This window comes from Streptomyces sp. MAR4 CNX-425, assembly GCF_048656465.1.
GTDB lineage: Bacteria > Actinomycetota > Actinomycetes > Streptomycetales > Streptomycetaceae > Streptomyces.
This window is the reverse complement of the sequence record NZ_JBMDLF010000001.1, coordinates 704,291-715,804: the sequence shown is the minus strand read 5'-3', so window position 1 is coordinate 715,804 and position 11,514 is coordinate 704,291. Positions and strand designations below refer to the sequence as shown.

Annotated in this window: 8 protein-coding genes and 6 pseudogenes; 5 read left to right on the top strand and 9 right to left on the bottom strand. The window is 70.2% G+C overall.

Translation table 11 applies throughout. The features are described from left to right. Positions 1 to 2 precede the first annotated feature (2 nt). Complete coding sequence (locus ACHZ99_RS03110) at positions 3 to 263, top strand: hypothetical protein (RefSeq protein ID WP_420302736.1); 261 nt, start codon at positions 3 to 5, stop codon at positions 261 to 263. Between the two features lie 148 nt (positions 264 to 411). On the opposite strand, the pseudogene ACHZ99_RS03105 reads toward ACHZ99_RS03110, so the two are convergent. Then, a pseudogene (locus tag ACHZ99_RS03105) lies at positions 412 to 938 on the bottom strand (site-specific integrase); the annotation flags it as partial. Between the two features lie 1,018 nt (positions 939 to 1,956). Next, positions 1,957 to 2,136, bottom strand: a pseudogene (locus ACHZ99_RS03100) (integrase); the annotation flags it as partial. Positions 2,137 to 2,183: 47 nt separating this feature from the next. On the opposite strand from ACHZ99_RS03100, the pseudogene ACHZ99_RS03095 reads away from it, so the two are divergent. Further along, positions 2,184 to 2,741 (top strand): annotated as a pseudogene (locus tag ACHZ99_RS03095) (transposase); the annotation flags it as partial. A 21-nt stretch (positions 2,742 to 2,762) separates the two neighbouring features. On the opposite strand, the pseudogene ACHZ99_RS03090 reads toward ACHZ99_RS03095, so the two are convergent. Further along, a pseudogene (locus ACHZ99_RS03090) lies at positions 2,763 to 3,350 on the bottom strand (IS30 family transposase); the annotation flags it as partial. Between ACHZ99_RS03090 and ACHZ99_RS03085 the strand changes: the two are divergent. Continuing rightward, positions 3,350 to 3,703, top strand: a pseudogene (locus tag ACHZ99_RS03085) (transposase); the annotation flags it as partial. The pseudogenes ACHZ99_RS03090 and ACHZ99_RS03085 sit on opposite strands and share 1 nt — an antisense overlap. Before the next feature lie 81 nt (positions 3,704 to 3,784). Here the strand turns inward: ACHZ99_RS03085 and ACHZ99_RS03080 are convergent. From ACHZ99_RS03080 to ACHZ99_RS03070, 3 genes are read right to left on the bottom strand one after another with little or no spacing between them, the layout of a single operon-like run. Continuing rightward, a complete protein-coding gene (locus tag ACHZ99_RS03080) occupies positions 3,785 to 4,624 on the bottom strand; it encodes a glycosyltransferase family 2 protein (RefSeq protein ID WP_420302735.1) in 840 nt (279 codons plus the stop codon). Between the two features lie 8 nt (positions 4,625 to 4,632). Then, the gene (locus ACHZ99_RS03075; RefSeq protein WP_420302734.1) at positions 4,633 to 5,091 is read right to left on the bottom strand and encodes a hypothetical protein; all 459 of its coding nucleotides are present in this window, start codon (positions 5,089 to 5,091) and stop codon (positions 4,633 to 4,635) included. Then, positions 5,091 to 5,615, bottom strand: coding sequence for a DUF7594 domain-containing protein (locus ACHZ99_RS03070; protein WP_420302733.1), 525 nt, complete (start codon positions 5,613 to 5,615; stop codon positions 5,091 to 5,093). Before ACHZ99_RS03070 ends, ACHZ99_RS03075 begins: the two co-directional genes overlap by 1 nt. Positions 5,616 to 5,703: 88 nt before the next feature. Between ACHZ99_RS03070 and ACHZ99_RS03065 the strand changes: the two genes are divergently transcribed. Continuing rightward, positions 5,704 to 6,693, top strand: a complete 990-nt coding sequence (locus tag ACHZ99_RS03065) for a hypothetical protein (RefSeq protein ID WP_420302732.1) — start codon at positions 5,704 to 5,706, stop codon at positions 6,691 to 6,693. 37 nt (positions 6,694 to 6,730) lie between these two features. On the opposite strand, the gene ACHZ99_RS03060 is transcribed toward ACHZ99_RS03065, so the two are convergent. Together ACHZ99_RS03060 and gmd are read right to left on the bottom strand one after the other, a co-directional pair. Beyond that, on the bottom strand, positions 6,731 to 7,228 hold the full coding sequence (locus ACHZ99_RS03060; RefSeq protein ID WP_420302731.1) for a hypothetical protein: 498 nt from the start codon (positions 7,226 to 7,228) through the stop codon (positions 6,731 to 6,733). A gap of 64 nt (positions 7,229 to 7,292) precedes the next feature. Beyond that, positions 7,293 to 8,306 carry a GDP-mannose 4,6-dehydratase gene (gmd, locus tag ACHZ99_RS03055; protein WP_420302730.1) on the bottom strand — a complete coding sequence of 338 codons (1,014 nt, stop codon included), beginning with the start codon at positions 8,304 to 8,306 and terminating at the stop codon, positions 7,293 to 7,295. A gap of 102 nt (positions 8,307 to 8,408) precedes the next feature. On the opposite strand from gmd, the pseudogene ACHZ99_RS03050 reads away from it, so the two are divergent. Next, positions 8,409 to 9,332: pseudogene (locus tag ACHZ99_RS03050) on the top strand (GDP-L-fucose synthase family protein); the annotation flags it as partial. Between the two features lie 625 nt (positions 9,333 to 9,957). Here the strand turns inward: ACHZ99_RS03050 and ACHZ99_RS03045 are convergent. Beyond that, positions 9,958 to 11,406, bottom strand: coding sequence for a sugar transferase (locus ACHZ99_RS03045; RefSeq protein WP_420302729.1), 1,449 nt, complete (start codon positions 11,404 to 11,406; stop codon positions 9,958 to 9,960). Positions 11,407 to 11,514 lie beyond the last annotated feature (108 nt).

The window sequence follows — 11,514 nt, the reverse complement described above, 5'->3', positions numbered from 1 at the left end:
GTGTGGCTCTGAAAGTGATAGGTGGTGACGTTCGGATGGTCGATCCCGCAGAGTACGACAAGGATATTCCTCGCGTTCAAGAGCATTTGCGTAAATTTGAAAGCGCCTTTGGGAAGGTCCGCGGGACCCACAAGGGGCGTCCCGTGGACGAAATTCGGCAGGCCCTCCTGGAAGAATTCGAATCCGAGGGGTTGATCGTGTGGAGTGAAGTTGCGGATGACGCGGCTCGCCGCATTTCCGAAGAGCAGGCGGATGAGGCGTAAGGTCTCCCGCGCGTAGGCTGCATCGGCTTCGTAGGGTTGTGACAGCAAACCTGCGGCCTTGCACGTGGGGCTCCAGGGGAGATTGACGGCAGTAGTTGACGGCAACGGCGGCGGACACCTGGTGTCCGCCGCCGTTGCCATACGTATTTCAGGGGTGGTCGAGGGCGCGGCCGAGGAGGTCGATGGCATCGCGCTGGAGGCGGAGTCGGACGTGAGCGTAGACCGTGGCGGTGACGCCGATGTGGGCATGGCCGAGGAGTTCTTTGATCACGACGAGTTCGACACCCTGTTCCAAGAGTAGGGTGGCAGTGGAGTGGCGGAGGTCGTGAAAGCGGATGCGGCGGAGGCTGGCCTTGTGGAGGAGCGCGTTGAAGGTGCGGGTGAGGTTGGTCGGTCGATTGGTCTGCCCTGCACCGTGGTGAACACGGGCTCGTCACGCTGCCACATGGCGCCCGCGGCCTCACGCTCGCGCTTCTGCTGTTCGTGGTGGAGCTTCAGCGAATGGAGGCAACGGGTGGGAAGGGCGATGTGGCGCTCGGAGGCGCGCGTTTTGGTGGGCAGCGTGGTGAGCCCGCCGGTGCTGGTGCGCTGAAGTGTGCGGCGGATGGCGGCCGTGCCCGCGTCGAGGAACTGGCGAGCCTCCGCCGCCGTGAGGGGCTGGAAGCGCCTGGGCCGACGAGGCATCGACAGTTGCGGTTGCCCGAGTTCGTCACGTGAATATGGGTCGATCTGAAACGTGGGTTGCAACTGAACGCACGGGTCTGCCCGATGAATGGAGGGGCGGCAATGCGCCGCTGCGCGGCGAGCGCTACATCCCCGGGCAAGGCCATGCCGAGGCTACGATCATGAATCGCCTGGGGAGCGACTGGGAGATCACAGGAATGGCTTCGTCGACTAGGATGTGCCCTGCATGCTTCGCGCAAGCGACAGGTCCAGGCGTGGGCCTCACACCAAGCCCGATCGGCAAGGGCACCGGAGTGTCGAGTACTGGAAACACGCCATGGCGAGTGGTTCTAGGGGGTGGCGGTTGATGGACTTGTGGAGCCTGACCGGAGGGCTGTCTCTCGCCAGGATGCGACCCATCCTTGAGGTTGCGGGGGCCTCGCACCTGGCAGAGATCGATGACATCGTCGCTGGGTGCAGCGGTCCAGCAGTTCCTGGAGGTGCAGAGAAGATCGCCTCGCTGAGGAGCTGGCGAAGCGAGATCGGCGCCCTGGAGGACTCGTCTGACCCGTCATATTTTCAATCGACAGCTGCTGGCGTAGCGATACTGGTGGCGTCGCATGAGCTGCCTTCAGGCGATCGCGAATGGAGGATCAGATCCAGCGTAGGGAACTTTTGGGATTCCTGCGATGATCGGTTGCAGGCTGGCGGCGGATACTCAAGGGCCGAGTTTCAGGGAGTCAAGACGACTCTGCGGGGAGTTGAGGACATATGGCGCGAGGGTGACTTCCGCTTGTTGTCCGAAGAGGGGGTCGATGTCGCGGAACTGTACGCGGAACGCCTCTCTAAGATTCGCTCCAGTTACCCGAAGCGTCGGCAGATTGCGCGAATCGTAGCGGAGTGTGCCGAGTGGAATACTCCGACAATTTCCCCGTGATTCCTGGCGGGGTTATCGGAATCTGGTAGCAGTGCGACGGAGCCCTCATCGACAGTGATGTCGATAAGGGCTCCGTGCCGTTTGACGGCAACGTCAGCGGACGGCGACCGCAGTGGGCGGGTCGTCAGGGTCGTCGTCCTGACCGCCGAGTGCGTGGCCCAAGGCGTCGATGGCGTCCCGCTGGAGTCGGAGTCGTACGTGGGCATAGACGCCGATGTGGGTGTGGCCCAAATGCTCCTTGATCACGACAAGATCGACGCCTTGCTCCAGGAGCGGGCGTGTACAACAGACGGTGGAACTGGATCATGGAGTGACACCGAATGACTGAATTTGTACCCGAGGTTGAGAACGAGGCAGCCGCGGAGGTGGAGGCTGCTGGCCGGGAGCCGGTGGTGGACGACCAGCTGATCGGGATACTGGTCGACCGGGCCCAGGCCGGGGGCCTGCAGCTGACCGGGGAGGGCGGGCTGCTGCAGCAACTGACCAAGCGGGTGCTGGAATCTGCCCTGGACGGCGAGATGACCGATCACCTCGGCTATGACAAGCACGACGTGGCCGGCAAGAACGGCGGCAACTCCCGCAACGGCAAGCGGTCCAAGACCGTGCTGACCGACGTCGGCCCGGTCGAGGTCGACGTCCCCCGGGACCGGGAGGGCTCCTTCGAGCCTGCCATCGTCAAGAAGCGCCAGCGCAGGCTGACCGGCGTGGATGAGATGGTGCTGTCGCTGTCCGCGAAGGGCCTCACGCACGGCGAGATCTCCGCTCACCTGGCCGAGGTGTACGGCGCTGAGGTGTCCAAGACCACCATCTCCACGATCACCGACGCGGTGATGGACGGCATGGCCGACTGGCAGAACCGGCCGCTGGATGCGGGGCGGTTTCCATCAATGGTTGGCGAATCAGCTGGTCAATGGGCCTGTCAGCCATCTTCTCATGGCCTCGGCCGGGGACTTGTCGCCAAGGAAGCGACGTGGTCGGCGGTTGAGCTGACGGGCGACTTCACGGAGGTCACGGGCGGAGTGGCGAGACAGGTCGGTGCTCTTGGGAAAGTACTGCCGCAGCAGCCCATTGGTGTTCTCGTTCGTGCCGCGCTGCCAGGGCGAATGCGGATCGCAGAAGTAGATCCGGAATCCGGTCAGGGCCTCGCTGTCCTCATCCAAGGTCAGCTCACGGGCCTGGTCCCAGGTGAGCGTCCGTCGCAGCTGAGGCGGGATGTGCCCGGTCTGGCCGATCAACGCGTTGCGGACCTGCGGGGCCTTCCAGCCGTGCGGCAAGTGGATCAGGTGGTAGCGCGTCGTGCGTTCGACGAGGGTGCCGATGGCGGAACCCTGCCCGCGAGCGATGATCAGGTCGCCTTCCCAATGCCCGGGCTGCCTGCGGTCGTTGACCTCGACGGGCCGTTCGTGGATGAGCGTCATGTTCTTGATCTTGTTGAGGGGGATGCCGCGGCGTTGTCTCTTGCGGCGGATGCGGCCGGTGCGGAGCTTCGCCTGCTGAGGACGCGGCCACCACCCGGTTCCTGGAGTTCACCGAGACCTGGGGCGAGAAGTACCCGGCGATCATCCGGCTGTGGGAGAACTCCTGGGCAGAGTTCGTGCCGTTCCTGGCCTTCGACGCCGAGATCCGCCGGATCGTCTGCACGACGAATGCCATTGAGAGCGTCAACGCCCGCATCCGCCGCGCAGTCCGCGCCCGCGGCCACTTCCCGTCCGAGGCCGCCGCGATGAAGTGCATCTACCTCGCGGTGATGAGCCTGGACCCCACCGGCACCGGCCGCCGACGCAGGATGATGCGCTGGAAAGCACCCCTGAACGCGTTCGAGATCGCTTTCGAAGGACGCGGCCGCAGCCAGGCGCTGACCACCCACACAACCGCAGATCAGCCGTCTCCTGGACACACCCCCGTGAGGGTGAACCGCGGGCTACGCGTTCTTCTCGCGGGTCTTCAGGCCGATCTGCCAGCGGTAGAAGCTCATCGCCAGCGCGTAGTCCAGCCCCGCGCGGCCGTCGAGGAAGCCGCGCTTGTACACGTAGGCGTACGCGAACGACACCAGCGGCTTCAGCGGGGCGCGGTGGAAGAGCTGGCCCTGGCGGGTTTTGGCGACGCGGATCTCCTCGCGGACCTCCGGGTGGTGTTCGAGCCACGCCTCCCAGTCGGAGTAGCGGTTGTGCCGGTCGAACCAGGTGCGTACGGGGTCGAGGTCCTCGTGCTCCAGCGTCGCCCGCAGCCGCACCACCTCGCCGTCGGCGAGGGGCTGGTAGTGGCCCTCCTGCTCGCCCATGCCGGGGGCGTCGAGGTCGCCCAGCTCCGGGAAGCGGACGCGGGTGCGGTCCATCAGGGCGCGTTTGACGATGGTGTAGCCGTGGCGCAGGCGCTTGCCCGCGAACCAGTAGCCCAGGGGGATGTCGAACGCCGCCGGGGCGACCCGGCGGGAGCCGTCCGCGGTCGGGTCGAAGATGCGGTGCAGCTCGGCGATCAGCTCCGGGCTGGGGGTCTCGTCGCCGTCGACGAAGAGCATCCAGTCCAGCTCGGGGCGGACGTGGTCCAGGCACCACTGCTTCTTCTTGGGGTACTTGCCGTCCCAGGTGTACGGGACGATCTCGGCGCCCTCGGCCTTCGCCAGGGCGCGGGTGTCGTCCGTGCTGTCCGAGTCGACCACCACCACGGCCTCGAAGTGGTCGATGACGGACCGCACCGTCGTCGCGATGTTCTCGGCCTCGTTCTTGGTCGGTATCGCGACGACGATGGGCAGTGGCTTCAACTCGGCTCCTACAGCAGGTCTTCGTACTCGGGGCACAGGGTGCGGACGGCGTCCTCGGCGTGGGCGATGTCACCGGAGCGGATGGCCTCCCGGGCCAGCTCGTCGTTCGTCGCCGCCGCGCTCTCGATCTTGGCGCAGGCCTCCTCGCCCGCCTCCAGGATCGCCGCCGGGTCCACGCCCTCGGGCACCCGGTCCTTGAGGTACGTCTTCTCCTTCTCGGAGAACTCGCCCTCCGCTCGCTCCAGGTCCTCCTCGGGCACCTTCTCGGTGTCGTCGGACTTCCCGGACTCGGGCCCCGGGTCCTTCGGGGTGCGGTCGTCCGCCGGCTGGGACGCCGACGGCTTGGCCGCCGCGTCGTCGTCCCCGCCGTCGTCGCCGCCGCCGCAGCCCGCGAGGGCCAGGGTCAGGGCGGCGGCCGCAGCCGTCAGGGTGCCGGCTGTTCTGCGTGTCGTACGGGCGGCGCGCATCAGTTCGCTCCGAACGTCAGCGTCAGCTTCGGGTCGTACGAGGTCTCCCGCGCCCGCACCCACCAGGCGTCGGTGCCGTCGCTGGTCAGCGCCACGTCCAGGGTGCCGCCGAGGGAGCCGGTGAGGCCGGCGGTGGACAGCGGCGCGGTGTACTCGGTGTCCAGGTCCGTCGCGCCGGTGAACTCGCCGAGGGCGGTCGACGACAGCGACGGCCGGTTGGCGTACGTCACCTCCGACTCCGACCAGCTGCCGGTCACCGGCCGCACGCCGATCGTGTCCGAGGTGCCCGCGCTGGCGTCGTTCGTCGTGCGCAGCGTCAGCTTCGCCGACTTGAGCGTCATTCCGCTGGGCGCCTCGGGCAGCGAGAACCGCAGGTAGCCGAGGTACGGGGAGGTCTTCCTGACGAGCAGGATGTTGTGCGTGCCGTAGTTGGCGTCGACCGCCGCGCCGTTGACGTACGCGTCCGCGGTCGCGGTGCTCTCCAGCGTGGTCTCCGTCGGCGTGCCCGGCGTGGTCACCTGCACGGCCTCGGACTTGGCGGTGGTGTTGCCGGCGGCGTCGCTCGCGGCGATCCGGTAGCTGTACGTCGTGCCGGGCTGGACGTCCCTGTCGGTGAAGCTGCCCTGCGGCAGGGTCCAGAAGTTGGTCCAGCGTCGGCTTGGTGGCCAGCGCCTCGCCGTTGCGGTAGAGGGTGTAGGTCAGCTTGCTGTCGTCCCGGTCCCAGCCGGCCTTCCAGCGCAGCCGGACGCCGCCGTCGACGTTGGCCGCGGTCACGGCGGTGGGGCCGGCGACGGGCTTGCGGCTGTCCGGGGTGTTGGCGAAGCGGACGAGGCCCTGCTGCTTCTTGTTGCCGTTGGACTGGATGCGGGTGAACTCGCCGCCGATCCACATGTAGTCCTTGCCGCCGCTGGACGACGTGGCCATGACGCGCGGGCCGATCTGCTCGGTGCCGGACGGGCCGTCGTCGGTGTCGGGGAACCAGGACAGCAGCGGCGTGGGGTCGTCCACGGACTCGGCGAGCATGTGCTGCCGCTCGTTCAGCTCCGGGAACTGGCCCATGCTGCCGCAGTTGTGGGCGTGCGAGACGCTGTAGAGCACGTCCTGGTAGACGGTGACGTCCTGGGTGGCGCCCAGGCAGGTGTCCCGCCAGCGCTCGGTGAAGGACCCGCCCAGGTTCATCGCGAGCCGGCCGTCGAAGACGCCGCCGCCGTGGCCCTCGTGGGCGGTGTAGATGCCGGTCCCGTCGATGTGGATGCCCTTGACGAGGGAGTTCCAGTGCATCTCGTACGGGTTGTTCTTGTTGTTGCTGACGCCCTTGTAGGCCCGTACGGTCGCTCCCGTGTCGGCGCGGACGACGGCGAGGCCGTGCACGCCGGCGTCGCCGTTGAGGCCGTTGAAGTCGCCGCCGAGGACGACGTTGTTCCCGTCCGGGGTCTCCTCGATGACCCGGCCGGCCCGGTCCGGCCCGCGTTGGCCTTCCAGGAGGTCAGCGCGCCGGTGCTCGCGTTCACCGCGGCGAACTTCACCCGGCTGGTCCCGCGGACGGACTTGAAGTCGCCGGCCATGTACAGGCGGCCGCTCGCCGCGGCGTCGAGCCCGTAGACGCGCGCGGAGACGCCGCCGACGTCGAAGCCGGTCTTCACGCTGCACGAGGCGATGTCGATCGCCGCGACGCGGCTGCGCGAGGTGCCGTTGACGGAGGCGAACTCGCCGCCCGCGTAGAGCGTCCTGCCGTCGGGGAGACGGTCAGGGCGCGCACGGTGGCGGTGCCGGAGCCGATCGTGAAGTCCAGCTCGCAGCCGGTCGGCTCACCCGTCGCGGCGTCGAACGCGGCGAAGTTCGCCACCTTCGTCTCGTCGGTGCCGGCCGCCGCGCCGGGCGGGCGGATGGCGGAGAACGTACCGCCGGCGAAGACCACGCCGTTGGACTCGGCCATGGACCACACCACGCCGTTGGTCTGCCAGGTCGGCAGGTCGTCGGCGGTCATCGCCACCGGCGGGGTGACCGCCCCGGCCTCCGGCGAGGAGTACGTGACGCCGGCCGTCACCAGCGTGCCGGTCGCCACCGCGACGGCGGCCCCGAGCGCGCCCCACTGCCGCGTCCTTCTGTGCTTCTGCCGGTGCTTGCGCTTGTGCATGTGCCCCCTGGGCCGTCGTCCCCTGCGGCCGCGCGTCGCGAGTCCAGGAGAAGAATATCCGCTTTTACCTGTCGATCCTGACGGTGGTGCCGGCGAGCTCGGCGTCGAGCGCCGCGATGTCCGCCTCCACCATGATCCGGGCCAGCTCGGGCCACTTGACCTGGGGCTTCCAGCCGAGCAGGTCGCCCGCCTTGGTGGCGTCCCCGATGAGCGCGTCGACCTCGCTGGGCCGCTCGTACTTGGGGTCGAAGCGGACGTAGTCGGTCCAGTCGAGCCCGGCGGTGGTGAACGCGGCGTCGAGGAACTGGCGGACGCTGCCCGCCTCCCCGGTGGCGACGACGTAGTCGTCGGGCACGTCGCGCTGGAGCATCAGCCACATCGCCTCGACGTACTCCGGGGCGTAGCCCCAGTCGCGTATCGCGTCGAGGTTGCCCATGTAGAGGCGGTCCTGGAGCCCCGCCTTGATCCGCGCGACGGCGCGGGTGATCTTCCGGGTGACGAAGGTCTCGCCGCGGCGCGGCGACTCGTGGTTGAAGAGGATGCCGTTGACCGCGAAGAGGTCGTACGCCTCCCGGTAGTTGACCGTCGACCAGTAGCCGAAGACCTTGGCGCAGCCGTACGGGCTGCGCGGGTGGAAGGGCGTGCGCTCGTTCTGCGGCGGCGGGGCGGAGCCGAACATCTCCGAGGACGACGCCTGGTAGATCCGGGTGTCGATCCCGGCGGCCCGGACGGCCTCCAGCAGCCGCATGGAGCCGAGGCCGGTGACGTCCGCGGTGTACAGCGGGGCGTCGAAGGAGACCCGGACGTGGGACTGCGCGCCGAGGTTGTAGACCTCGCCGGGCGCCAGGTCGCGCAGCAGGTTCACGAGCGCGACGCCGTCGGAGAGGTCCGCGTGGTGCAGCACCAGGCGGCGGCCGGGATCCTGCGGCTCCTCGTAGATGTGGTCGATGCGCTCGGTGTTGAACGACGACGAGCGCCGTACGAGGCCGTGGACCGTGTAGCCCTTGGCGAGCAGCAGTTCGGCGAGATACGAGCCGTCCTGGCCGGTGACGCCGGTGATGAGGGCCGTCTTGCCCATGGGTTCCCTCTCCTTGATCATTCCGCCGGATGGCAGAATCCGTACTTATGACGCCATCGAACGAACCGTCCCGGCCCGCCGGCGCCGGTCTTCTCCCGCCCGGCGCGCGTCTTCGTCGCGGGCCACCGCGGACTCGTCGGCTCGGCCGTCGCCCGGCGGCTGACCGCCGACGGGTACGAGGTGCTGAGCCGCACCCGCGCCGAACTGGACCTGCGGGACGCCGAGCGGACCGCGGCCTGGCTGGCGTCCGTACGGCCCGACGCGGTGGTGCTGGCGGCCGCGAAGGTCGGCGGCATCATGGCCAACAGCCGCTACCCCGTGCAGTTCCTTGAGGACAACCTGCGCATCCAGCTGAGCGTCATCGCCGGCAGCCACGCCGCGGACGTACGGCGGCTGCTGTTCCTCGGCTCGTCGTGCATCTACCCCAAGCTGGCCGAACAGCCCATCCGCGAGGACTCGCTGCTGACCGGGCCGCTGGAACCGACCAACCAGGCGTACGCGCTGGCGAAGATCGCCGGCATCGAGCAGGTACAGGCGTACCGGCGGCAGTACGGCGCGGCGTACATCTCGGCGATGCCGACGAACCTGTACGGGCCGGACGACAACTTCGACCTGGAGACCAGCCACGTGCTGCCGGCGCTGATCCGCCGCTTCCACGAAGCCCGCCAGACAGGGGCGGACGAGGTCGTGCTCTGGGGCACGGGGACGCCGCGGCGGGAGTTCCTGCACGTGGACGACCTGGCGGGCGCGTGCCTCGCGCTGCTGCGCGGCTACGACGACGACGCGCCGGTCAACGTCGGATGCGGCGAGGACCTGTCGATCCGGGAGCTGGCCGAGACCGTACGGGACGTCGTCGGCTACCCGGGGCGTATCGCCTTCGACACGAGCCGCCCGGACGGGACGCCGCGCAAACTGCTGGACGTCTCCCGGATCACGGAGCTGGGCTGGCGGCCGGAGATCGGGCTGCGGGACGGCATCGCGGCGGTGTATGAGCACTGGCGCGGTACGGCGCCGGCGGGCGCCTGACGCCCACGGCCCCACACCGCGGGTGTGCCCCGAGGGGCTGCGCCCCTCGGGCACCCCGCGCCCGGCCGCCGCGGCTTCGCCGCGCGCGGCGGCGGGCGCCGGGCGGGACCGCCCGCCTGCGGCGGCCGGGCGCCGCAGGCGGCGTACGGCGGGCGTCCACGGCGTGCCGCCGCCCTGGGGGCCTGGTTCACGCCGTGAACGGCTGGCCATGCACGCTGGGCGGCTGACGGTGCCGCCGGGGCGGGTGGTTGGGCGGCTGGCGGTGCCGCCGGAGTGGGTGACGGCGGGGTGTGGGTGGCTGGCGGTGCCGCCAGAGCGGGGCGTTGCGCAGCCTGGACGGTGAGCGGCGCGGCCGGAGCGGGTGACGGCGCGGTCTGAGCGGCTGGCGGCGCGGCCGGAGCGGGTGATGGCGCGGGCTGGGTGGTCGGCGGTGTGGCCGGAGTAGCTGACGGCGCGGGCTGGGCGGGTGGTTGCGCCGCCGGGGTGGTCGGCGGCACCGGCCGGGCGGTCGGCTGTGCGCGCTGGGCGGGTGGACGTTCCGTCCTGGCCGTCGGCCGCGCCGTCGGGGCGGTTGGCCTCGCGGCCTCGGCCGGGGTGCGCCGCGGGCGTTCCGCGGGGTCGGGGGTCAATACGCCCCCCGGCCGTCGACGACCGCGCGCAGGGTGCGGGCCATCACGTCCATGTCGTGAGCGAAGGACCAGTTCTCCACGTAGTGCAGGTCCAGCGCGATCGTCTCGTCCCAGGTCAGGTCCGAGCGGCCGCTGACCTGCCACAGACCCGTCATCCCCGGCTTCACCGCCAGCCGGCGCAGCTCGGTGTCGCTGTACCGGGCGACCTCCTCCGGCAGCGGGGGGCGCGGGCCGACCAGGGACATCTCGCCGCGCAGCACGTTGAACAGCTGTGGCAGCTCGTCGAGCGAGCTGCGGCGCAGCACCTCGCCGACGCGGGTGACGCGGGGGTCGCGGCGGATCTTGAAGATCGGGCCGCCGTCGTGTTCGTTGACCACCGCGAGGGAAGCTTTCTGCTGCTCCGCGTCCTGCACCATGCTGCGGAACTTCCACATGGTGAACGGCGCGCCGCCGCGCCCGAGGCGGGTCTGCCGGTGGAACACCGGTCCCGGAGACGTGAACTTGACCGCCGCCGCGATCAGCGCGAACACCGGGGCGAGCAGCGCGATGCCGAGTCCCGCGGCGACGCGGTCGCTCGCCGCCTTCAGCGCCGACTGCGCGCCGCGCCGCAGCGGCGGGGCGATGTGGAGCAGCGTCAGGCCCGCCACCACCGACAGCCGCAGCCGCCGCTCGGCGACCTCGGCGATGCCCGGCAGCACCGCCAGCGGCAGCCCCGCGTCGTGCAGCGCCCAGGCGAGCTGGCGGAGCCGGGCGGCCGGCAGCAGCGGGCCGGGGGCGGCGAGGACCAGTTCGGCGCCGTGTTCGGCGGCGGCGGCCAGTACCGCCCGGGTCTCCCAGCCCGCCCGGTCCGCGGGGACGGGGCCCAGCCGGGCGGCCTCCGGGGCGCCGCAGGACAGCGGCGCCTCGCCGACCGCGACGACGCCGACGACGACGTACTCGTGGTCGGTGCGCGCGGCGAGCTGGCCGACGATCTGGTCGGCGGTCGCCGGCTCGGCGACCACCAGCACGCGCCGTACCGCCCGGCCCTCCCGGCGGGAGGCGACGAGGTGGTGGTGGAGCAGCTTGGCGGTGGCGATCGCCAGCACCATGGCGGGCAGCAGCGCGAGCAGGGCCGGCTGCGGCTCGGCGGCGCCGTCGGCGGTGAACGCGCGGACGACGGCGAGCACGCCGAAGAGCAGCAGCCAGTCCTGGAGCTGCGGCACCACCGCGCCCGACTCGCCGAGCTGCCGCGCGGAGTAGCGGCGCCGCGCGGCCCGTACGGCGAGCCAGCCGCCGGCGGCCACCGCGGCGCACAGCGCCGGGTAGGGCTGCCCGGTCGTGACGAAGACGAGCACGACGGGGATGGCGATCCCCGCCGCGTCGGTGACGAGGGCGGCCGGCAGATACCACGCCGGCTTCGCCGCGGCGGAGCGGACGCGGGTCCCGCGTCTCGGCTCCGCCGTCATGATCCCGGTATCGGCAACTCCGATACGCCGCATGGTCCCCCCTGGCACATCGCGACTGATGAGGCGCACGCGATCCTCCCCTGGTCGACGCGCGCCTTTCGCTCCCGG